Below are 24827 nucleotides of genomic sequence, written 5' to 3'. Positions count from 1 at the left end.
TACCTTTTAATGCTGAAAGAAACACGTATACGCACCCGCCCCAACCGGCCGGACAGAGCGTCAACGAGAGCGCACGGTAACAGGCGGCACGATCATGGGCGAAAGCGATACGAGCGGCGAAGAACAGCTGCTAACGCGGGATGACGCATCAGACAAGAAAGGCGGGGCATACGGTGATGAACCGTATGCCCCGCCTTGGCGTAATTAATTACCGCCTAGCTGCGTCGACGCGTGCGACGCAAGCCAATGGCAAGCGCCATGAGACCAAGCGTTGCGAGCGCGTCAGAGACGGCAAACAGACTGTCGCCCGTGCCGGGCATGCCGTCCTTGGAACGCGAGACCGTATGGGCCTTATCGGTCACGGCAAGCTCAAGCGAGCCCGTGCCACTCATGGACCAGACGGCGGGGTTGCTCTCACCCACAGCGGACCAAGATCCGTCTGCGGCAACCGAGAAGGAGAACGATGCGCTCGCGGCGGTTCCGTCGCCGATCATGTAACCGGCAGGCGCCGAAGTCTCCGTCACGGTATAGGTCTCCCCGGCCACGAGCTGGGCCGAGCCAAGCGAGGCGATGCCATCGTCGCCGCAAGCAAGCGTGGCAACAGTGGAGCCGTCGGAGAACCGGCCTTCAACAGTAAAGACCGCACCGGGCAGCGCATCGCCGGACCCATTACGCTTGAGGAGCTTTAGGGCAAAAGCCGTATTGGTCACTGTGCCGCAGTCGAGCGGTAACTCGATGGAACCGGCCACATTATCTGCCGTAACGGTCAGTTCGTTTGTAGCGACTTCCTCGCGATCGAGGTAATAGCCAGCCGCGGGGGCGACTTCGACAAAGCGATAGGTGCCCCACGCGAGACCCGTCGCCACGATGGAGCCGTCTGTATCGGTTGCGCGGCCATCGCCCACATCGACCCAGTCCGAACCGCTCTTGAGCTGCAGCTTAAACGTTGCGCCGGCAATGGGCTGTCCGCCCTCGTCGACTTTGCGCATCGACACGCTACCCAGCAGCGGCTCGTTGGTAACGACGGGAGCCGAGCTGTCTGCCGTGGCGAGCACGTTGTCGACCCCATTGGCAGCATCGAGCACATCGAACGAGCTCACGAGCGAGCCGCCCGGCGCAACCGGTGCATAGCCGGTTGCGGAAACCGTCTCGATCAGCCGATAGCCGCCCTTCTTGAGGCCCGTCACCTTAAGGCAGCCGTCCGCATTTGAGGAATGCGCCGCCACTTGCGTGCCCGTCGCGTCGAGCACATATGAACAGCCGGTCTTAAGCCCGGAGATCGTCACGGAGTCAGTCTTGCCAAGCGGCGTGTAGACGAGCTCGAAGTCCGCACCGTTGACCGGAGATCCGGTAGCGGCATCGCGTTTCTCAATGGCGAGCCCCGCGTTGAACTCGCCGTTCTCGACCTTGACGGCCTTCGTCTCTCCCCTATCGCTGCCACCCAGCGTGAACGCGGTCACCGCGCCGGCCGCGCCGGGCTTCTTGGTGAGCGCGGACTCGCCCGTCTCCACCAGGTAGTAGTCGCCCGCGGGCAGGCCGTCGGACTGCCTGACAAAGTAGCCGGCGAGCACGCCAAAAGCGTCATCGCGGTTGAGCCATTCAGCGGAGCCGTCCGCGCGCCACTCACCATCGGCATCAGTCACGATCGCGGCGATCTTCACGCCGCCGCCGTCAACGGAGGAGGCATCGTAGGTGCCGCGGTAGAGGTCGAACGTCATGCCCGCGACCGGCAGCTCGGAAGAACCGTGCCTGTAGACCTTCTCCAGCGAGAAGGCGGAGCGGTAGAGCGGATCGGCCACCGTGATCTTGGCGGCGGAGGCGTCGAGCTCGACGCCCTCGGGAGCGCCCCCGAGCGTCACGACGCCCTCGGCATCGATCTTAACCGTGAAGTCCGCCACGGCGACATGGCCCGCGGGCACCACGGACTCGTGGACCCGGTACGTGCCGGCGGGAAGGCCCACGAGCCAGCCCGCGTCAGCGCCGGAGCCGGACTCGCCATAGCCAGACGCAACGGTCGTGGAGACCACGCCTTCATCGGAGCGCGCCCACGTGGCCACCACATCGGAGCCGCTCGAGAGCTCGAAGGCAACGCCGTTGAGGGCGGAGCCTGCAACGGCGCCCGTGCCCGAGCCGCCCTCCACCTTATCGAACGTCAGGCGGTTGCGCACGTTGTTGGCGACGATCGCACGACCGTCAGCCACGTCCCAGCCCTCGGGGGCCCGCGAGAGCGCCACGCCGCGCTCGTCGACCACAACAAGGCGCTCGCCGCGCTCGTCGAAGCGAACGTAGAGCGGAGCGTCCAGGCGCCCGTAGCCAGCCGGTGCGGCAGTCTCCTCGACACGGTAGACCTCGCCGTTGATGAGGCCGCGCAGCTCGACGGCGCTGTCCACGGGGCTGACGGTCTTTGAGCCGTCGGCGCTATCGGAGAAGCGCCCGGTGACGGTAAAGGTCGCACCGGCCACGAAATCGCCCGTCGCGGCGTCCGCCTTGGAGAGAGAGACGCTGTTGGCCCGATCCTTCATGGCGAGCGATAGCCTGCCCGTGCCGGAGAGCGACCAGATGCCGTGCTTGTAATCGCCAACGGCGGTAAAGGAACCGTCGGATCCCACCCTGAAGGAGACGGAGGCGCTCGCAGCGGATCCGTCGCCGATCTTGTAGCCCTCGGGCGCCGCAGTCTCCGTCACGGTATAGGTCTCCCCCGCCACGAGCAGGCCATCGGGCAGCGAAGCCGTGCCGTCAGCGGCGGTCACGAGATCGTGCGCGGCCGAGCCGTCGGAGAATGCGCCAGCCACCGTAAAGTGCGCGCCCAAGAGGCGCTCGCCGTCGTCGTTTAACTTGACGAGCCCGAAGCCGAGCCTCTTGTTGGTCACCGTGCCACAATCGAGGGGCGAAACGATGGAGCCCGCCACGTTATCGGCCCCAACGGTAACGCTCTTGGTGGTGACGCTGCCGCTCATGTAGAAGCCTGCGGCAGGCGCGACCTCGGCAAAGCGATAGGTACCCCAAGCGAGACCCGTCACGGTGATGCGCCCGTCAGCGTCGGTCGTATAGAGGCCGTCTGCCACATCGTTCCAGTCGCCGTCAGCCAAACGCTGCAGTTTAAATTGAGCGCCCGCGATCGCGTTGCCGTCAGTGTCCACCTTATGCATCGTCACGCTGCCCAGCAGCGGCATGTTGGTGACATCGGGGTCGGGGACAACATTTGCAAGCCCGGCCGAGCCCTCGCCCACGACAAACTCTCGCACCACCGTGCCATCGGCCCCAAGGGAGCCATAGCCAATCGCCGGCGCGGTCTCGACAAGCTGATAATGGCCCTTCTTGAGGCCCGTCACCCTGAGCGCGCCCGGCGTGGCGGGAACGGGGGCCAGGCAGCCCGTGCCCGCGGCGTTAAGCGCGTACGAATAGCCGGACTTGAGCCCGCCGATAGCCACAGCATCAGTGGAGCCCAGGGGCGTGTAGCGCAGCTCGAACGCGGCGCCGTTAACGGGAGCCCGCGTGAGAGCGTCCTGCTTATGGATCTCGAGCTGAGCGTTGAACTCGCCGTTCGTAACCTTGACGGCCTTCACCGCGCCCCTGTCGTTGTCGCCGAGCGTGAACTCGGTCACCGCCCCAGCCCCATCGGGCTTCTTGGTGAGCGCGGACTCGCCCGTCTCCACCAGGTAGTATTTGCCCGCGGGCAGGCCGTCGGACTGCTTGACAAAGTAGCCGGCGAGCACGCCAAAGGCGTTCTCGCGGTTCATCCACGGAACGGAGCCATCGGCAGACCACTTGCCGTTGGCGTCCGTCCTAATGTCGGCGATCTTGATGCCGCCGCCGTTGGCAGCGGAGGAATAGTACGCACCGCGATAAAGCTCAAAGCTCATGCCCGCAACCGGCAGCTCGGAGGAACCGTGCCTGTAGACCTTCTCCAGCGAGAAGGCGGAGCGGTAGAGCGGGTCGGCCACCGTGACGGTCACACCGTGATCGTCAAGCGAGACGCCCTCGGGAGCGTCCACCAAAGAGACCTTGCCCTCGTCATCGATCTTGACCTTAAAGTCGCTAACGGCAAGGTGTCCAGCAGGCACACGGGACTCGCGCACCGTATAGACACCGGCGGACAAGCCAAAGATTACACCAGCATCGGCATCGCTGCCGGCCTCGCCATAACCGCTCTTAACGGAAACGCTCACGTTTCCGTTCTCATCACGAGACCAGCTTGCAACAACGCTAGAACCCTTCAACAGCTCAAGCGTAACGCCGTTAAGCGAATTCGAGGTACCGGTACCGTTACCCGCGGCGTCAACCTTGTTAAAGCTCAAACGCGTCTTGCTGTCGAGCGCGGCAATCGCCTCGTTTTCGGCGATTTCCCAGCCGCTCGGAACACTCTCGAGCGCGTTGCCTTGGGCGTCCACCACGGAAAGCTTGCTACCGGCAGCATCAAACTTGACGTACAGGCTGGAGCTCAGGCGCCCGTAGCCAGCCGGTGCGACAGACTCTTCGATACGGTAGATCTCGCCGCCAATGAGGCCACTCAGCGTAACCGCACCGCTGGTGGGCTGCACCGTCTTGGCATCCTCACCCGTATCGGAGAACTTACCATACACGGTAAACGTCGCACCCGAAACAAACACGTGCGAGCTCGCGTCGGCCTTGGAGAGCGAAACGGCATTGGCCGTGTCCTTCATGGTGAGCTCAAGCGTGCCCGTGCCCGCCGCAGACCACACGGTGTTGGAATAGGTGCCGTCAGCCGCAAAGGTGCCGTCAGCCTTGACGGTAAAGCGGTAGGACGCGCTTGCCGCAGAGCCGTCGCCGATCTTGTAGCCCGCAGGGGCCTCGGTCTCGGTCACGGTATAGGTATTACCCACGATCAGTTGCGCAGACCCCAGCGAGGCCAGGCCGTTCGCATCGGTCACGAGCTCCTTGGAAGTCGTGCGATCGGCAAATGCGCCCCTAACGACAAAGCGCGCGCCCGGCAAATCGTCATGGGAATAGTTAACCTTGCGAATCTTAAGCCCGAGCGCATGATTGATAACGGTTCCGCAGCTCAAAGGCGTAGTAACGGAGCCCTCAACATTGCTTGCAGAGATGGTGATCTCATTGGTTGCAACAGTGCCAGAACCCACGTAGTAACCGTCCGCGGGGGCAACCTCCACAAAGCGGTAGGTACCCCAAGCGAGATCGGATACCGTAATGGCACCATTGCTATCGGTCACAAGAACATCACCGTCAACATCAATCCAATTATCACCGTCACGGCGCTGCAGCTTGAACTTTGCACCCGGAACGGCGGTGCCGTTGTCGTCGACCTTGTTCATCGACACGCTACCCAGATACGGTTCGTTGGTAACAACCGGGGCCGCTCCGCCGTTGGGTGCCAGGACGTTGGACGAGCCGTTTTGGTCGTCCGCCACGTAAAACGTAGCCACGTCGGCCTTACCGTCGCCACGCGCCTTATAGCCTGTAGCCGGCGCGACCTCGACAAGCTGGTAGCTGCCCTTCTTGAGTCCGGAGACTTTAAGGTCACCATCGGAGGCATAGGACGTCTTGCTCGAATCGAGCGCCGTACCCGTGCCATCAAGAGCATAAGATTGGCCGCTCTTGAGTCCCGTGATCTCAACGGGAGAGGTCGTATTCATCGGCGTATAGACCAGCTTAAACGTTGCCCCGCTAATGGCCGCATTGGTCTGGGAATCGCGCTTGGCAATGGCGAACCCCGCGTTGAACTCGTCGTTCTTGACATCGACCGAAATAGTCTTACCGCTGTCGCCCAGCGTGAACTTGGCCACCGGGCCGGCCACGCCGGGCTTCTTGGTGAGCGCGGACTCGCCCGTCTCCACCAGGTAGTAGTCGCCCGCGGGCAGGCCGTCGGACTGCCTGACAAAGTAGCGGGCGAGCACGCCAAAGGCGTCATCGTGGTTGAGCCATTCAGCGGAGCCGGCAGCGCCCCACTTGCCATCGGCATCCGTCACGATCTCGGCGATCTTCACGCCGCCGCCGTTCTGCGCGTCCGCGCTATACGAACCTCGGTAGAGATCGAACGTCATACCGGATACCGGCAGGGGGGACCCGCCATGCTCATACGTTTTCTTGAGTTTAAAGGCCGAGCGATAGACCGGATCGGGAACGATCACCGTAAAGTGATCGACAGTAACCTTAAGGTCACCCTGCGGGCCCACAAACGATACCTCGCCGTTGTCGGCGATCTTAACGTAAAAGTCCGCGACGGCGACATGGCCCACAGGAACAGCAGCCTCGTGAACCTTGTACTCCCCTGCCGGCAAACCCACGATCCAGCCAGCGCTTTTACCTGCGCCAGCCTTGCCATAACCGTTCTCGACACCAACGGAGACAGCACCACTCGTATCGCGCGACCACGTGGCAACCTTCTGACCAGTGTTATCGTAGATCTCAAACGTCACGCCGTTGAGCTTCGTATCGGCGACAACGCCCGTACCGCTTCCGCCCTCGACCTTGTCAAACGTCAAGCGCGTCGCAGCGTTGGTAAGCGAGCCATTATCATTCTGAGCGTTATACCAACCGGCAACGGACCCGTCGACCTCTTTCACGCTGTAGGAATACACCTTGCCGTTCTGGTCGGTCTGGGGCAATCCCGTAAACTTGTAGGTCCAGGTGCCATCTTCATTCTTGGTCCACTTAGGCGCCGCATCACGCAGGGTGCCAGTGGCATCGGCAACCTTGACAAGCTCCTCGCTGCCACCCGCAACCTTTCGATACAAATTGAGCTTAATACCGCAGGTAGAAGGATCAAGCGTCGAAGCAAGCCCCGTGCCCCAGTCATTCCAAGTCTTAGTACCGGTAACTGTGGTCGTCACCAGCGTGTTCACATAGCGCTGAACCCCTTCTTCTGAGGCCGGCACCAGCTCAAGACGCATCGAGCGGTCGTCGCTTATAGCGAGAACATCCGCCGAAACAGTCGTGGCCTCATAGCTGCCCTTAACCAGCTCCACTGCGCGGTATTGGTACTCAACGGCCTGACCGTTCACACCAACGCCTTGCGCAGGCAACTTATCAAAGGAAAAATTGGTATCTGCGACACTGACATTTCGGGTAAGCAGGTTATCGTTAAGAATCGAACCGTTAAATGGATTGTCGACAACGGACCCGTACTTGGTAAACCACTTCCACGTACGCCCGCCATCAGAAGAGCGCTGCAGGACAAACGTCGTAGCCCAGGAGTCATTTGGAGAAGACGTGCCCGGACGAGTTACCCAAGCGTTGCCACTGTCATTCCAGGTCTTTTGCACCGTAACAGAAGTGGTTCCCACTGTACACACATTCGTGATGTTTGACTTCCAGTTTGAGCTACTTGGCTCATGGGTTTCAGACTGAGAGGGAAGGTAGACACTCGCCGCGGAATTCTTAATTGAATAATTCCCGTCCCTATCGCACTCGAGGTAGACCTTGACGGTATTGGAGCTGCCTGCCTTCTTATCATAGATAAGCAGGCTCTCAACCACGCGGTACTCAACCTTAACCCCACCGCTCGATGTCTTGACTTCCAAGGGAAGATTCGTCCAAGTAGTGTTCGAGTCATACGTGGTGGAATCTGTAGCGTCCGCGGTGAGCTTATCGACCGTATATCGATTGCTGCCCGGAAGCTTATAGGCGATCAGGCCCGTATTGTCATAATTGGTATTTTTCTCGAGATCGACCTCGACAATCCCACACGAGACAAAGAACGAGCCGGCCTCTTGCCATTCATCGCTGGAGCCAAGCTCGCGAGCCTGAAGCGTGTAGTACTGAGCAGGACGCTGTGCCCAAGCGTCAACCTGATCCCAGCTCTTTTTAAACCCAACTTGACCCATCAACTCATTCTGGATCAACGGGAACTGAACGCCCTCGGAATTAGAACCATCGGTCGAAAGGCACGATCCGCCTTTATTCTCGGCATTGATTTTGTATTGGTATGGCATGTCAGCAGGCGATTCCGAGACCTCATACTTCCAAGCGGTACCGTCGGGCGCCCACTTCTCAAGGTTTTTGATGGTATAGGTCCAGATGTCTCCAGAGGATTTATCCCATTCGATGTAGTTAGCTCTAGAAGGATCGCTGCTTTGCAGCGTGACGCCGCCAGGGTTCTCTTCATCGGGGCCACCGCTCTGGTACCAGCGCTTAAGCGTCAGCTTGATAGATTCCGGACGCGTGCCAAAGATATTATTGCTGTCGACCCACTTCTTCTGGCCTTTTAGGTCAACCGAATCGACCACGTAGGCATTCTTAAACGTCTCGCTCACTGCGGAAGGGTTCTCATCAAGCTCAACGGTGGGACCCATGGAGAGGGTGCCTTTTACGTCCGTGGGAAGAACGACGTCATATTTATTCGCCCACTCATCCGAAGACTTAAAACCAGAAGCATCGGCGGCAAGCTCGCCTATGCCGCTCGTGGCGGTGTAGCCGTTGGGCACAACCTCAACGGCAACGTATTGCCACTTGGCACCTGAGGGCGCGTAGATGTCGAGGTTGTCAAACGTGACAGCACCGGACTCGGTGGCATGATTGACGTCCTTGCCCTTGAGCGTCTGCTCAGCCACAAAGGTCAGAGCGCTCTTGGAGTCATCATCCTTGACGTAGTAGCGGTAGAGCCTAAACGTCGAGTCGGGGTACTTAGTGTCAACGTGGGCACGCCCCGTAAAGACCTTGTACAGCGTGAGCTTGCCCTGCTTAGACTTATAGGTATTCCTGATCGAGAAGTCCGTATATCTAATATCGTAGACCTTGTCAAAGGCCTTCTCGAGTTCGCTTTCGGACGTGAGGTGCCAACCGTCCTTACCAACAATGCCATCGATGACCTCGCGCACACGGTACTCAATGCGACGTCCCTCGGCATCGTAGGCCGCGAGCTTATTATCGCTCGGCAGAGCGTTGCTATTGGAATTGTCCCCGTACTGGCCGATGCTGAACGTCCAGTTGTTGCCGTCCTTCTCAAGGCTGTCCGTCCAGGCCACAGCAGTCTTGCCGTCAAGGATCTCCTGACCAGAGTCGGTCTTACCCGTATTAGAGCTGGCCACGGTATAGCCCTTTGCCTGCGTATCATCCACAGTCAGTGCAAGGCCAGACCAAGGCAAAACAGTGACATCGGTCCAGTTGCCGTTAGCCCCGTACGAACCCGCAAGCAAGCGGCGCTGCACGTAGATAGAAATCGCCGGCAAGTCGTCTTTGGAGTAACCGACAGGGACGTTCTCCCACAGCTTCTCACCCGAGACCGTTACCGAGCCGTGGATATGGAAATTGAACGTCGAGTCCTCACGGTAAACGAGCTGCTGGTCGTTGTCTGCAAGGAGGCAATCGGCAAACGATCCAACCTCGTCATCTGCCTTATCCCACGAGCCGGGGTCCTTTGTATAGGAATCCTTCGAAACCGTATCGTCATCATAGTAGTCGAGCGCGCCCTTGGTATCATCCAGGACATTCATATCCACACGCGCGTAATAGACGTACTGTCCGCCGTTGCCGTCGTACTTGGGAAGGTTCTTGAACGTGGCGTATTGGGTAAAGTCACCCTTGGTGTCGTTGCGCAGGCGATCGGCTTGGTCGGACGACACCCACTCAAAGTGGCCGTCGTACTCGGAAGGAGAAACCGACGAGAGCGTGATTACGGGATTTCCTTTGCCATCTTTAATGATATTGCCGTTATCGTCATACGTATAAGCCGCACGATACAGCACCAGCTTAACGTCAGGGCGCTGGTTGAGGACGTCCTTGACGTAGTGGTCAAACCACTTGGTATGGAACGTCACGTCCTTGGTGCCCGTACGCTTGTTAGTAAACGAATAGTTGAGCTGGTCTTCCTGGTGCCAGGGCGAACCGAAGTCTGTGCTCGAAAGTCCGCCGACGGATCGATAGTCACCGGCATTGACGATATGCTCCTCGACCTTCCAATCAACGATGGCGCCGGAAAGATCGTACTTAGGAAGCCCCACGACGGAGAAGAAGGATGAGGCCTTGGTCACATCGACCGTAAAGGTAATGGACCTTGAATTCTCTGAAACAATCACATCGGTGTTTACGGAGGCGTCAGCAGACCCAGTTAGCGAGCTAACGTTGCCCTCCGAATCTTTTTTCTTTAGAGGCTGGTCTTTTTTACCGGCAACCCTAACGGACAGCTCCCGACTCTTGTCATAGACAAACCTAAACTCGGAGCTCGATGCGGGCGCAGAGATTGTTATCTGAGCTTTGGGGCGCTTGCTCGCAGCAGATCCAGCGTCAGCCCAGGTCTTATCGATAGAGATATCCACCGAACCAACGCGGCGATTCGTGACCTCGAGAGAATTTTTATCGCGATTTTCCCCATACGAAACCTCATACGAAAAGCCCTGCGAAAGGTTCTTGGAGATCATGCGAGTAGAGGTATCTGTCTCAGGCCAATTTCTAAGCAGCGAACGATAGGCCGCAATCTCCTCGGCAGAGCCGTCTGTAGCCCTGCGAACAGCAGTATCGCGATCGATGACCTCATATCTTAGGTCGTCTGGTGTATCGCTGCTATTAAGCGTAGACAGCTCTCTGATAGAGACGTCATCCTTGGAAAGCCCGCCAACTGGGACATTTAATTCGTCGTACCAAGAGTTCTCTTCGTTAAGAGTGGCCTCAGTAATCAGTTGTCCCTCTGCATAGGCCAACTGTCCATCCCTTTGAGAAACGATATCGTGCTTCGCATACAAGCCAATCTCAACAGGCACGCGGGAGGCAGCGTTGCCGCTATCAAGCCATTTCTTGGAGACCGCAAATTTCGAACTGGAGGCATTGCCTTCAATCACGGGCCGGTTATAAAACTTGGTATAGATATTACGAGACTCTGGGTCGATACCGCGAACCGTATGGTCTAGGTTAAAGCCATCCACCGATTCCTCAAGAAAGAGGTAGTCGTACTTAGATCCGTTGTCGTCATATTTGGGTAGACAGATAAACTCAACATGCCAAGGACTCCTCTCCTGCCAGCCAAGCTCCCAGGAAGAGCCAGGAATCGCCTGAAAATTGGGCGTGGGATCAACGCGACCGTCCAGCTCAATCTTTGCAAGCAGCGAATCGTTACGGATTACCTTGACCGTTACCTTTGGAGCAACGCCATTAACACATTGATTGGCATCCTGTGTCCAAATAGGATTGCCATCGGCATCAAGGGCCTGCCAATACTTATCAACGATCGCATCAACTGTATGCACGTAGCTGTTGACAAAGCATTTCTCTTTAGCATCATATTCGCCATTAAAGGAAAGGAGATTCTGGTTGCCGTTAGCATCAGTAAACGTGCCAAAAAACTCAAACGGGCCGTCCGGTGTGGTAGGCAAGGCAGAGAACCGGTCAGGATCCTGCGTGTCCAGCACCTCAACCTCTTGCCAGCGGTAAACGTACTCGTTGCCCAGCTCGTCATATCGGGGCAGACCGCTCTTCGAGAAGGACTGCTCAGAATTCTCGGCGCTCCAGCCGTTAAGCGTGACGCGACCGTCAGCGACGTCGTTCCAGGTATAGGTGCCGATAAGCGAGCCATCAGCTCCATACATGGGCTCTTCCTTAGAGAACCACTGTCCGTTGTTATATGTAGCATGCTCTTTAAGGATGCGCTGGAGCTGAAAGCTCACCTCGACGGTACCGAGCTGATCTTGATAGGCTCCGATATCCCAGCGCTTCTTAGCGCTAACGGTTTCGGTCTCAGCACGACGATTGGTGAGCGTACCGCCGTTGTAGACGCCAAAGTTGTCGGAATCGGAGCGCATCCATCCATCAAGCAAATACTCGGTGTATGTATCGCTTGCACTGAAATAGTTGGGACCGAGATCGCCCGTCGTGTTGCCCTCGTTGTCGACCTTGCCGAACACATGCTCATAACCCGAGAGGTTCGACTCGCGGAGCTGGTAGATATAGGGGTAGCCCTCGGGATCGTACTTGGCAAACTGCGTGAAGCCATCGGTGCCGTACTTATCGCGCAGCATCTTTCCAAGGTCCATCGTAGCGTTGTTGATGGAACCGTCTTCACTGCTGTAGCTCGCGCCCAGCTCATTATTCTGCTCGGCCGTGACCTCGAGCTTTACGAACTCGCCTTTGCGATCACCCGTCATCGCGACCACCTGCGCCGCGCTCCGCGCATCGTTGCCGGGCCTTGCGGAATAGCGCCACAGGGTATAGGTGGTCGCGGGGCGCGAAATCTCGTTGCCTTTGGAATCGGTCGAACCGGGCGCGTAGTCGTCGAGCCAGACCTTGGTAGCCTCAAACCGCGTGGTGCCCGTATGGCGCACCGTCATAGTACCGCCGCTGTAGCACGCGGAGATATCGCTCGCATAGTCGGGAACGACCTTGTTGTCGTAGGAGACCTCGTAGGCATCGCGATAGCCGGAGGTGCCGGAGTTATCTATTGTCTGCTGGATCAGGCGGTACTTCATCGACACGCCGGATGGATGGTAGGCCGGCATGCGACCGCTTATAACATAGTTGTTGGAAGCATTGTCATTCCAGGTAACACTAAAGAGCTGGTGTTCGATGAGCTGCAGAAGACCGTCCCCGTTGATATTGCTTACATCCTTGTCGTCAGACGCACCCATATGCCGCGCAGCCGTAAGGGTCAGGTACTGACCCCATGTCGAATACCAGCCATGATCGCCGGAAAGGTTGTGATCCACCATATCGTTGCCGATGTGGACATCGACGTTGAAGCTAACGTTTTTGAGCATCATCAGACATTCTTTGGCAAAGGGCTCCACATAGTCCGTACGGTCACTCAGCATGGAGGAGTCGGGCACGATGTAGTCGCCAGACTCAGAGCGCTGCGAAGGGTCGGCGTTGGAGTTAGGATAGAGCGTCGAGCCAGTTTTGACTTCCACGTCCCCATCGCCCGCCGTCACGTGGGAAATTGCATACGTGATGGGCTGTTCTTGCGCCGTGCCGTCGTCCGTTCGCCTCACGACCTTGGCGGGAAGCTTGCCAGCGAGTACCACGGACGCCTCGTATTCGGAGACCGTGGACGCTGCAACGCTTACCAAGTGGCCATCGGTCTTGGCGGCATCGAGGGTCACCTGGGTAAATCCGAGCTGCGTGGCCGCCTCATCGGACAGGTTATCCCCGTCCTTGGTGAGCGCCACATAGGTCTTACCGCCATCAAGAGAATAGAACACGCGGTATTCGTTTCGTTCCTGGAGAGCCTCCGCGGACGGGCGGTTGGCGTTGTTGTTATCGGCCCAAAACGTGGTGAACGTGATCATGCTGCCGTAAGAATCCACAGGGGTCACCTCAGAAACCGGATCCTGGGAGGTGCCCGCCACAGTGACGGCAACCGTTGAGGAAGCATCGGCCCTATCAATCCCAAGAAGCTCCTCAACATGGGAGCGCGCGGGAATAGTGAGCTCGCAAGTGCGCACGCCCTCGGTCTGCGTCTGTTGTATCGCCCAGTCAAGCGTTGACTCCTCGTCTTTGAGGAGCGCGGAATCGAGCAGTACATCGGCATCGACGGCAAAAGACTCTTTAGCCTCAAAGGAAAGGTCGGCATCGGTCTGCTCGTCATGCGGAGTAGCAAAGGCCACAGTAAGCTTAGTGGCAGTGAGCTGTGCATACCCAAGGCGGATGCGCGTGGTATTGCCCTCAGCATCCAAGCGGTAGAGGGCAATGCGCTTGATGCCATCATGGTCCTGGAGCTTGGCCGAATCGAGGTCGAATGTAAGCCCGGCGGGAAGATCGACGTTAAAGGTGTCGCCTTCAAGCAGCGCCGTGTTGAGAACACACTTGATGTTGAGCGAGGCAGGCAGCTGCACAGGAATTTGCTCGATGGGGCCTGCTCCAGCAAGCTCTCCCAAGCGCTTGTCAAAGGCAAGGCCCTCGGAGGATACCGTGAGCGCGCTGGCATCGTGCGACCAGTCGCGCGGGACCACGTCAACGGCATCCTGGTTGCCAGAAGTGTCCTCGTTGGAGGCGGTGGTGTTGTTGGAAGTGTTTGAGTCAGACTTATCGTCGTTCGAAGCACTCGCGCTAGCCTCATCCGAACTATCGCTCGACGAGACGCCCGATGCGGCGGGGGAGCCGGTCTTGTCATCCGACTCCCCCGCCGCATCGGTCTCGGCAAACGGCTGGACAATGTCCTGCCACGACTGAGCGTCCTCAAGCGTAAGGGCAACCGCGCTCGCAACGCCGTTACCCAAAAGGGCCTCGACGCACATGATAAAGGTGAGGGCAAAAGCCACAGCACGCTTAATCTGCCTCATCCCAACCTACTTTCGGTATTAGTGTCCCTAAGCCTTATATCTTAGCGAAACAACAACCGGAGAAAAATAGGATTAATGAAAGGCGGTGCACTATTTGCCCAGGCGAAATGCTTGTCTGGGCATTTTCAGACTGATTAAATGCAACATCCATCTGCTTGAAAGCGACATCACGAACCGCGCTGCCCTGTGCGGTCAAAGTCGTGAAATACCATTCAGTTTTACGTTTATATGCGCAGCTTTTCCCTCTCACAAGCTGTGCTTTCTCCGATCATTCCCTGCCGAGATGTAGTATTGCTTCTTGTTTTCATACATTTGCGCATCTGCGGCTTTCAGAAGCGACTCAAAATTCGTATCCTTTGTGCCGCTTATCGTCGTACCGAGGGACGCGGTAGCCCCCAGTTGGCTTTTTGCCGTTTCCAGTAGTTTCTGAAACGCCGGATGTGTGATGTTTGGCAGAACCGCAATGAACTCGTCTCCGCCAAGCCGATACACATGACGCTTTCCGAACACAGATTTCAGCGTCTGTGCGGTCTGCACAATGGCTTTATCACCGGCGTCATGTCCCTTTTGGTCATTTATTTCCTTTAGGCCATTTAGGTCGCACATGACAACCGCCAGGGGAAAGTACTTCCCCAGCTTTTCTGTGTACGCCCAATCCAGTGCTTTTCTGTTTTTACAATCTGTGAGCTGGTCATATAACGCACTGTGCTCCAGTGCATTCGCATTATCGCGCAGTCTTATCATAAAAGAGACCATAAACTCGATCATATCCATCTCATTCGAGATCTCGTGCAGTTTCTCTTTGGGAGGATTGTCCACACCGTAGAATCCGACCATCTTGCCGTTGATTTTGATTGGCCCTGTCACAAGGGTATTGACACCCTGAGGTTTCAGCCGTTCATAGATGGCTTCGTTTGTTTTTTTGCATTCTTCAATGTCAAGGATAATGGCATTGTTAGATTCTTGATATTGTGCAAACCATGTTTCAATGATGCCTTCATACGGCACATCCTGCAGGTTATCTTTTTCTTTGGGTACGCCCGCTTTGCACCACTCGTAGGTGTTGTCAAACGTTCCGCGGTCATTCTGTTCAAAGATGTACGCTCGATCGGCGGTCACACGCTGTCCGATATACTCCACCAGTTGATTCAGTACTTTGTCCGGAGTTGCTTCTGAAGCGGCATACCGAACCATGTCCGTGAGGAATCTCTCGTAATTCAGGAGTCGTTCCTGCGATTCGCGCTTGCTGACTTCCAACGCTTCCATTTCCTTATGGTACAGGATTATCTGGAGCTTGCTTCGCATCACCGTGGCAGTCAGAAACATACTCAGCACCCCGTACAAAATAACATTCACGAGGTTTTTGGATAGAATTGGGTTATGCTGCGCAAAGAAAGCAAGTCCGATATAGAGCAGCATGCTGCTCAGAATCAGCCCGTTCATGACCGCCGCTCTAGCGGTAAACAGCAGCGGCGCTACCATCATGAACACAATGTAGTTGACCGTGAGCTCCTCCGGCGTAATCAGCGTTCCCGTAATAATGCCAAACAGCAGCAGCACGGCAAAAAAGCTGTATACAACCAGCTCTTTCCCCATGAAGCTACTAAGTTGACAACGAGAAATGCAAAAATAGAGCAAAGAAAGGAACGTATAGGCCAGATACACCCATTTATATTTTCCGATACTCAGAGAAACCGCACTCAGCAGCGTTATGACTCCAAAGGCAACAAGCGCCACAACAGAATACAGCCGCATGGCTTTCCAGTTTTCTTCCCATGCATTCTGTTTTACTTTCTCATAATCACAACGACTAAACATAAACAAGGAAACGATATTATTCATACGTATTTTTTCAATCTCTGTTTTATTGCTACTTTGCCCGTTCATAACAAACATCTGAATATCCATCAGAATCAGGCCATAGTCACCGGGTTCAAAACAACCTAAATTAGGTTTTACCACTCTCCCGCAATAATTCAAGAAAACCGATACCGATCTTTCGGGTATCACCGGGCGTATTTACTCAGATTCATCCCAACCAATCGAGCATCACACTACGGATAGACGACCTAAACGGCAAGGGAGCCCCAGGGGATGCCGCACTAAGACAAACGGGTCTCTAGGCTCGACAGGCCGTTCAGGGTCAGGTCGTTGGCGACCGCCGAGACGCGCTCGATGGGAACCGATCCGTCGGATAATGCCCACGTGCGATAGATACCGATAATACCGGACAGCAGAAACGCCAGGTAGTAATCGAACATCTCGTCCTTGAGACCTTGGGGCAGCAGATCGCGCTCGGCAATCTCATGTTCGAGCGGCGCACGAAGACGAGCCATAAAGTCGTCGAGCGGAATGTTTTCAATCAGCTGGCGATTGAGCACCAAATTGTTGCACAGCGCCTCGTTAACGGTTTTGAAGAAGGTCGCCGCCGCTCCGAGTGCTCGCTCGTTGGTGTTACCGCCCATAGAGGAAAGCGTCTTCTCGACTGAGTCGACAATCATCTCGACCACATCCACGGCAATGGCATCGAGCAAGCCGTCCACCGTGCCAAAGTGCACGTAGAAGGTCTTACGGTCGACATTTGCCTCGCGCGCGATGGCGCTCACCGTAATATCGGCGAGGGGCTTTTCCATCAGCAGTCGCTCGAATGCCGAAAGAATCGCATTGCGACTGCGAACGATGCGGCGGTCAAGGCGCGGTTTAGTGGTGGCCATAGACGTGTCCCCTTCATGTCAACTGCCCACCTATAGCTCCTGTACAAGTGGGAGATAATCAACGTAAGAGGATTATCCTACATCTAGCATCGCAATGACGAGCGTCATTAAGAACGCACGACTCACCAACTGGGCTCTAGGGCCGCTTCTTTTTATTGAGCGCCGCAGGGGAAACGCGGATACCGTCGCCAGTCTGACGAACATAGGTCTTCCGTGCCGGTTTAGAGGCCACAGCAGTCTTTTGAGCATGCTGATTGGGGTCCACGGTAACCTGAGAGGTTGGATGTGCCTTAACGGACGCAGAAGGCTTCTGAGGAGTGCGCCCGAGCTTGCACATCATACGGTCCCAGCGCGCATGGATACTCTCGTTATGAGCGCTCTTAAGGCCCAAAAGAGGGGCGGCCAAAATGGTCGGCGCGATAAAGGTGATCAGACGCCAAAGCAGATATCCGGCAGTCGCTGCCGTGCCAAAAAAGTGACCCAGGAACAGCGCGAAGCCGCCCTCGGCACCACCGGTGCCACCAGGCAGCGGGACGGCGGAACTCAACAGCTGTACAAAAGCACTCGCCGCCATGACCGAGAAAAAGTCAACGTCGTACTGACCAAAGGCAAGCATCAAAAAATACGGAACCAGGTAGAAAAACGCCAGCTGCAACATGGTGATGACGACCGTGAGCAGCATGGACGAAAAATGGCCGGCAGAGAGTTTGAATTTCTCGGAGAACGAGTAGATCTCGCCATCGACAAAGGTACGCCAGCCCTCGATCTTAGTAGCGGAAACACCCATGCGCTCGAGCCAATTGATAATACAATGTGCGACGCGCGTGACGGTCTTGGGCATCAACGCCACGGCAAAGATGCCGAGAAGAATGCAGCAGTGGCCGCCAAAACTAAAGACGCAAAGCAGCGTCATGTCGCCATAGCGCTCGGCGAAAAACGGCATGCGGGCGAGCAGCAGAATGGCACCCCATGCCACCAAACCAAACTGGTACACGATAAAGCGGGTGAACTGCGTGGCACCCGCTTCGCCCACATTTTGGCCGGCTTTGGTCAGGCGATAAATCTGGGCAGGCGTGGAGCCCATCATCATGGGCGTCAGATTGCCAAAGAAGATGCCGCTCGCCTCGACCGAAATGAGGTCGCGGATGCCGACAGGCGAATTGGGATCGAGCCATACGGCAATCGCGTACGCCACGATGCCAAAAAACAAGTATAGGAACATGCAGAAGCACGCGGCAGCGAGCCACGGCGCCTGAACGCTAGCCATGGCGGCCCAGAACTGACCCATCTGACCGGTCACGACCAAATAGACGATATAGCCCGCCAGCACAATGCCAATAAAGATGGCACCACGACGTGCGCTCTTGTTGTCATCGCCGCCCGAAACATCGACTTGAGGCTGTGGGGTATGCTGAGAGGACTCCGTCATGAGGCTCCTTCTGACCGTCAATGTATCTGGCCTATTGTACCCGTATGGGAGATAAGCAAAACGTAAAGCTATGGGGCAAATGGGATTAACAGACAAGCCCGCAGGTAATAAAAAACCCGACCTTCAAAAAGAAGGTCGGGTATCAAAAACTTGGTAGCCCGTACCAGATTCGAACTGGTGATCTCCGCCTTGAGAGGGCGGCGTCCTAAACCGCTAGACGAACGGGCCATAAGCCTCAGCAGAAAAGAAGTGGTAGCCCGTACCAGATTCGAACTGGTGATCTCCGCCTTGAGAGGGCGGCGTCCTAAACCGCTAGACGAACGGGCCACATGACATCTGCACTGCCGTGCTGCGAGGACATATATTACGGGACAAAAAACGCGAGCGCAAGAAGAAATTCCAAATTGGCCAAATTTTGTCGTGAGGTTATGGAACACACAGGTCAACCTGGTAGCTAATTTGGGACGGGGCTTTTTTAGCTACCCCTGCCAAAATCACGATTGTTCGTCCTATTGACAGCGGGGGTAGCTAAAAAAGCCCCGTCCCAAATGAGCTACCCCAGGTTGAGGTGGGCCAGAAGGGCTTCGCGGGTATTGGGAACGTTATTCTCGATCACGGCGTCGAGGGCGACGTTGAGAAGCTGTCCCAGCTCAGGCCCCGGTTTGACGCCGGCGCGAATCAGGTCCCCTCCGTTGATGCCAAGCATCTTAAGCGTATAGGGCTCCCCCGCTTCCAACAGTTCGTGGGCGAGCGAACGCATCTCCTCGATCGTCTCGACGTAATAGAAGCACGACGGTGCCTTACCCAGCGTATCGGCACGCTTAAGGTCCATAAGCTCGTCAATCAAACGCGGCGTGTCGACGCCCTCACCCGAAAGCGAGCGCATCATATTGAGCAAACAGGAGCGCTCGGGGCGCAACGGCTTATCGTGATACCTGATAAGCAGACACACGTCGCGAACCAAATCGTGCGAAAGCGCCAAGCGATCCATAATAGCGCGCGCTTTCTTGGCGCCAAGCTCAGGATGACCGTAAAAGTGGCCGCTGCCCGCATGATCGACCGTAAAGCAATCGGGCTTGGAGACATCGTGCAAAAACGCTGCCCACATTAAGCTCGACGAAGGCGCCACGCCGTCACACAGCGCCAGCTCCCCCGCTACCGTCAAAACGCGAGCGATATGCTCGTAGACATTAAAGGCGTGGTAGACGCTGCGCTGGTCAAACCCACGAGCCGGCGCAAGCTCGGGCACGGCGGCGCAAACAAGCTCGGGATAGCGTAGCATCGCGTCTCCCCCGTGGCCGGTCGATAGAATCCCCTCGAGCTCAATGCCCACGCGTTCGCGTGCCACGGCATCGAGCAGCGACGAGCACTCGGCAAGCGCCTGTTTGGTCTTAGGCTCGATCATAAAATCCAGACGGCAGGCAAAACGCACGGCGCGCAGCATGCGAAGCGCATCCTCGTTAAAGCGACGCTTGGGATCTCCAACGGCACGAATCAGCTTACGCTCCAGGTCGCCCTGGCCATCATAACGGTCGACAAGACCGCGCTGGGGATGCCAAGCCATGGCGTTAACGGTAAAGTCACGACGTGCCAGATCGTCCTCAAGCGACGCCGCACGCTCCACACTCTGGGGATGGCGACCATCGGTGTAAAAACCGTCCAGGCGATACGTCGTGACCTCAATACGCTCATCGTCACAAAGGGCGGTAATGCCGCCAAATTTTATGCCCGACTCAACTACCGCAATGCCGGCTGCCTCGAGCGCCGCCTTGGACTCTTGCCACAGGCCGCTACAGCACATGTCAACATCGTGGCTGGGACGTCCCATCAGGGCGTCACGCACCCAACCGCCTACGAACCAGGCCTCGAGACCGGCGTCCTCAAGCGCACGTAGCACACGCAGGGAGGCATCTGTGGGCTGCGTACCGTTGAGCAAAACATTACACATACCTATGGCCTCCTTCGCTTGCGAGCGTTAAACGATGGTTCTCAAGCAGTCTAGCAAGAAACAAGCGTGAGCGCACATGAAATCACATCGTCGATTCGCGCGAACGAGACAGTAGAGCCCATGCGGCCAACAGATAAAAACACCCGCCTCGGAGATCCAAAGCGGGTGTTCGGCAACGATATGTCTAAACGGTTAGCAGACCTGGCGAACGTCGATGTGCTTCTTATATTCGTCCACCTTGGCAAAATCGCCCAAACCAGGGCACTCGACCACGTTGGCACCGGTTGCCATCGAGAGGCGCAGGGCGTCCTCGACGCACTCGGGGGCATCGTGCCACACGGACAGGAAGGCGGCAAGCGAGGAATCGCCGGCGCAGACCGTCGAGAGCAGCTTGACCTCAAAGGTGCGTTTGGCAAACCAAATGTGCTCGCCGTTGGAGAAGTACGCGCCGTCGCCACCAAGGGTCAGCAGCACATTCTTAGCGCCCTTGGCGTGCAGCTCAGCCATAGCGCCCTTAACGGACTCGTCGTCGCCACCGCTCACCTTAATGCCAAAGATGTCGAGCAGCTCGTCGTCGTTGGGCTTAATGAGCAACGGCTCCATGGCAATGAGATCGGCCAGCTGATGGCTCGAAATATCGAGCACGAACTCGGCACCCTTTGCCTTAACACGGCGAAGAACCTCGGCCAGGAAACCCTCGGAGGTGTTGGGGGGCAGCGAGCCGCTAATGACCAGGCAGGTCATGTCGTCGAGCGAGTCGATGAGCTCAAACATCTCCTGCTCGTTGGCAGCATTGATGGCAGCGCCTGCATTGACCATGTTGTACTCGGTATCGGGACCGGCGTTGAGGAAAACGTTGACGCGCGTGATGCCGTCAGTCCACACGGGCTTGACGGGCACACCCAGGGCCTCGGCGCCCTTGACGATATACTCGCCTGAGAAGCCGGCAAAAAAGCCCAGGATCGTGGTGTCTACACCGTAGTAATCGAGGGTGAATGAGACGTTGAGACCCTTGCCATTGGGCGTATAGACCGCGTTGCGCGTACGGGTGACGGTGTTGGCGGAAAGTCCGTCGCAGGAAATGTTGTAATCAATGGCGGGATTTGCAGTAAGCGTGTAAATCATGAATGTTCCTTTCACAAAGCAACGTGATAATGAAAGTATATTCCACGTCTTGTGAAAAGACCATAGCAACTCGGCGAACGGTGTAGAACGCGTGCAGGTCGACAGAAAAGCAGCAAGGCGGGGCAAAAAATCAGGAGTGCTTGCCCTGAAGCTCATTTGCAATTTACAAATAAGCGCCCCGGCTTAAACCGGGGCGCCATATAGCCACGAATATGTAGCGTTTCGCTTACTTGCGATCGAGCTTGCGGACAGCAACGCGCTTACTATACTCATCGACGTGACCGAAGTCGCCGATGCCCACGGACTCGGCAACATTGGCGCCGGTGGCCATAGCGAGCTTCATGGCCTCCTCGACGTTGTCGCGATCCCTGTACCACTTGTACAGGAACGCAGCGAGCGTGCAGTCGCCGGCGCAGACGGAAGAGACCAGCTTGATGTTGAACTCACGCTTAGCGTACCAGATGTCCTCGCCGTTGGAGAAGTAAGCGTCGCCGCGGCTACCACGGGTGAGCAGCACGTTCTGGACGCCGGCATCGTGAGCCATCTTCATAGCAACGCGGACCTCGTCGTCGGTGTCGACCGGCACGCCAAAGATGGCCTTCATCTCGTGATGGTTCGGCTTGATGAGCAGCGGCTTCTTGTGAGCGAGCTCCTTGAGCTTGTCGGAAGACAGGTCCAGGACGACGTCGGCGCCACGAGCCTGAGCGTGATCCATGACCTGAGCCAGGAAGTCGGGCGTAGCTTTGGGAGGCACGGAGCCGGAGACGATCAGGCACTCAAGATCGCCCGCGGTGTCCAGGATGTTGTAGAGCTCCTTCTGGTGCTCCGGCGTAATCGGGGCGCCGGGGTTAAGGATGCCGTACTCGTGCTGGCCATCGTTGACATAGGTGTTGATACGCGTGATGCCGTCGGTCCAGACCGGGCGGCACAGGCAACCCAGGTTCATGACCTCCTCGACGATGAACTTGCCCGTGAAGCCGGCGAAGAAGCCGAGCGCGACGGTGTCGACGCCCATCTTCTTAAAGGCGAAGGACACGTCGAGGCCCTTGCCGTTAGCCGTGTAGCTGGCCGAGCCGGTGCGGACGTTCTCGTCGGGCTCGAGCGGAGAGCTCGAAACCGTCATGTCGACAGCCGGGTTAGCGGTTAGCGTGTAGAACATTTACAGTACCCCCTGTATATTTGAGGGCCGCGCGGCCAGCCCATTCCAACCACGCGGTTACCTCTGATACCAAATTAGCGAGCGGCAGCCTCAAGCAGCGCCTTGACCTCTTCGGCAGTGGTGCAGGCGAGCGCCTTCTCGGCGAGATCGTCGCACTCGGCCTTGGTCCACTGGCTGATGGTCTTGCGGGCGCGAAGGATAGACGGAGCGCTCATCGAGAACTCCTCGAGGCCCCAGCTGATCAGCAGCGGCTCAAGCAGCGGATCGGCAGCGGCCTCGCCGCACATACCGACCATGATGCCAGCCTTGACGCCGCTCTCGATGATGTTCTTGAGCGAGCGAAGCACGGCGGGATAGTACACCTGGTACAGGTTAGAAATGGTGTCGTTACCACGGTCGGCACACATGGTGTAGCCGATCAGGTCGTTGGTGCCGATCGAGAAGAAGTCGGCGACCTCGGCCAGGCGGTCAGCGATCAGCGATGCGGCAGGCGTCTCGACCATAATGCCGACCTCGATGTTCTCGTTGAACTTGCGGCCCTCTTCGGTCAGCTCGGACTTGCACTCCTCGACGAGCTCCTTAACGGCCAAGACCTCCTCGACGCAAGTGACGAGCGGGATCATGATCTTGACATCACCGAAGGCGCTGGCGCGCAGCAGAGCGCGGAGCTGTACCTTGTACTGGTCGGGGTTGGCCAGGCAGTAACGCACGGCACGGAAGCCCATGAAGGGGTTCTCTTCCTTGACCATGTGCAGGTACGGGATCTCTTTGTCGCCACCCACGTCGAGCGTGCGGATGATGACCGGAGCGCCATTGAGCGCGCTGGCAACCTTACGATAGGCGTTGAACTGCTCCTCCTCGGAAGGAAGCTCGGCGGAGTCCATGAACAGGAACTCGGAGCGGAACAGGCCAATGGCCTCGGCGTCGTGATCGAGCGCGTTGGGCACGTCATCGGGGTTACCGATGTTGCAGGCAATGATCTTCTTGATGCCATCGGCAGTCACGGACGGCTTGCCACGGAAAGCCTCGAGGGCTGCCTTCTCGGCAGCGAAAGCCTCGGCCTTGGCGGTGTAGGCGGCAAGCGTCTCCTCGTCGGGATCGGCCTCGACGATACCCTTGCCACCGTCGACGACAACGGTCATGCCGTTGCGCAGCGCGGTGCAGCTGTTGGCAACCGAAAGGACAGCCGGAATCTCGAGGGCGCGGGCGATGATCGCGGAGTGCGACGTGCGGCCACCGGTCTCGGTGACGATACCGGCAACGTGGGCCTTATCGATCGTGGCGGTCATGGACGGTGTAAGGTCGTGCACGACAACGACCGTGTTTTCGGGCAGGACGGAGAGATCGACGACCTCCTTGCCCAAAAGCTCGGCCAGAATACCGGTGCGGATGTCGGCGATGTCTGCCGCGCGCAGGCGGAACATCTCATCGTCCATGGACAGGAACATGTTCTCAAACATGGTCGAGGTGTCCATGAGCGCCTGCTCGGCGCAGGTGCCGCCGTCAATGGCGGCGTTGATGGCGTCGGTCATGCCCGGGTCCTGAGCCAGGACAATGTGTCCGCTCATGATCTCGGCCTCGGCCTCGCCCACCGTCTCCTTCATGTGGTCGGCCTGAGCCTGGGTCTTCTCGCAGAAGACCGAAAGGGCGGTCTGATAGCGCTCCTTCTCTGCTGCCGAATCAGCAACCTCGTGCGGCTCAAACGTCAAGTCGGGTTCGACGGCAACCATGACGGTGCCGATACCGATGCCCTCGGAAGCGTTGACTCCCTGATACATTCCTATTCCTCTCTCCGTGTCATGTGATAAAGCGTTTTGCCATATCCATGACAAAAGAGCGCAGTTCCCTTTAAACAGGTCACTGCGCCCCCAAATATGAACTTAGTTGTTCAACATGCGACCCGTTTGAGTTCTACTCGCCAAGACCGCTCTTGATGAGCTCGATGGCAGCAGCCAGAGCCTCGGCCTCGTCAGCGCCGTCACACTTGACCTCGACCTCGGTACCGCAGGGGATGCCGGCAGCCATGAGGGCCATCGGGGACTTGCCGTTGACCTCCTTCTCGGGGGTGACGACCGTCACGTCGCAGGCGTACTTGCCCATGGTGGAGGCGAAGAGGCCAGCCGGACGCATGTGAAGACCCTGGGGATTAACGAGGGTAGCCTTCTCAGAAACCATAATTGACTCCTTTTTTGTGTTTAACCCCTATCAGCAATGCGACAGGAGCCATATTCACGACGTTGATTATATTAACTCACATCAAACGGTTTTT

9 protein-coding genes and 2 tRNA genes are annotated in these 24827 nt (G+C 57.2%); all 11 read right to left on the bottom strand.

Translation table 11 applies throughout. From position 1 onward, the window contains the following. Positions 1-215 precede the first annotated feature (215 nt). Positions 216-14183: a SpaA isopeptide-forming pilin-related protein gene (locus ACTQ48_RS04430; protein WP_441570226.1), complete on the bottom strand. Its 13968-nt coding sequence runs from the start codon at positions 14181-14183 to the stop codon at positions 216-218. 246 nt (positions 14184-14429) lie between these two features. After that, a complete protein-coding gene (locus ACTQ48_RS04425) occupies positions 14430-16091 on the bottom strand; it encodes a sensor domain-containing diguanylate cyclase (protein ID WP_441570225.1) in 1662 nt (553 codons plus the stop codon). Positions 16092-16285: 194 nt separating this feature from the next. After that, positions 16286-16897, bottom strand: a complete 612-nt coding sequence (locus ACTQ48_RS04420) for a TetR/AcrR family transcriptional regulator (protein ID WP_154515566.1) — start codon at positions 16895-16897, stop codon at positions 16286-16288. A gap of 136 nt (positions 16898-17033) precedes the next feature. Beyond that, on the bottom strand, positions 17034-18326 hold the full coding sequence (locus tag ACTQ48_RS04415; protein ID WP_441016276.1) for a lysylphosphatidylglycerol synthase transmembrane domain-containing protein: 1293 nt from the start codon (positions 18324-18326) through the stop codon (positions 17034-17036). Positions 18327-18477: 151 nt separating this feature from the next. Beyond that, positions 18478-18554 (bottom strand) — tRNA-Glu (locus ACTQ48_RS04410). Between the two features lie 22 nt (positions 18555-18576). After that, positions 18577-18653: transfer RNA gene (locus ACTQ48_RS04405), tRNA-Glu, on the bottom strand. Between the two features lie 226 nt (positions 18654-18879). Continuing rightward, positions 18880-20274 carry a CCA tRNA nucleotidyltransferase gene (locus ACTQ48_RS04400; RefSeq protein ID WP_441570224.1) on the bottom strand — a complete coding sequence of 465 codons (1395 nt, stop codon included), beginning with the start codon at positions 20272-20274 and terminating at the stop codon, positions 18880-18882. Positions 20275-20466: 192 nt separating this feature from the next. Continuing rightward, entirely contained in the window at positions 20467-21399 is a 933-nt protein-coding gene (locus tag ACTQ48_RS04395) for a 1-phosphofructokinase family hexose kinase (RefSeq protein WP_441570223.1), read from the bottom strand. Between the two features lie 226 nt (positions 21400-21625). Continuing rightward, positions 21626-22558 carry a 1-phosphofructokinase family hexose kinase gene (locus ACTQ48_RS04390; protein WP_427793762.1) on the bottom strand — a complete coding sequence of 311 codons (933 nt, stop codon included), beginning with the start codon at positions 22556-22558 and terminating at the stop codon, positions 21626-21628. Positions 22559-22632: 74 nt separating this feature from the next. Next, on the bottom strand, positions 22633-24336 hold the full coding sequence (ptsP, locus tag ACTQ48_RS04385; RefSeq protein ID WP_427793764.1) for a phosphoenolpyruvate--protein phosphotransferase: 1704 nt from the start codon (positions 24334-24336) through the stop codon (positions 22633-22635). 133 nt (positions 24337-24469) lie between these two features. Next, the gene (locus tag ACTQ48_RS04380) at positions 24470-24733 is read right to left on the bottom strand and encodes an HPr family phosphocarrier protein (protein ID WP_022094575.1); all 264 of its coding nucleotides are present in this window, start codon (positions 24731-24733) and stop codon (positions 24470-24472) included. Positions 24734-24827: the final 94 nt, after the last annotated feature.

It is taken from the genome of Collinsella sp. Sow4_E3 (genome assembly GCF_052116285.1).
Lineage (GTDB): Bacteria > Actinomycetota > Coriobacteriia > Coriobacteriales > Coriobacteriaceae > Collinsella.
Note: the sequence above shows the minus strand (reverse complement) of the source record. Positions and strands in the feature narration are given on the sequence as shown.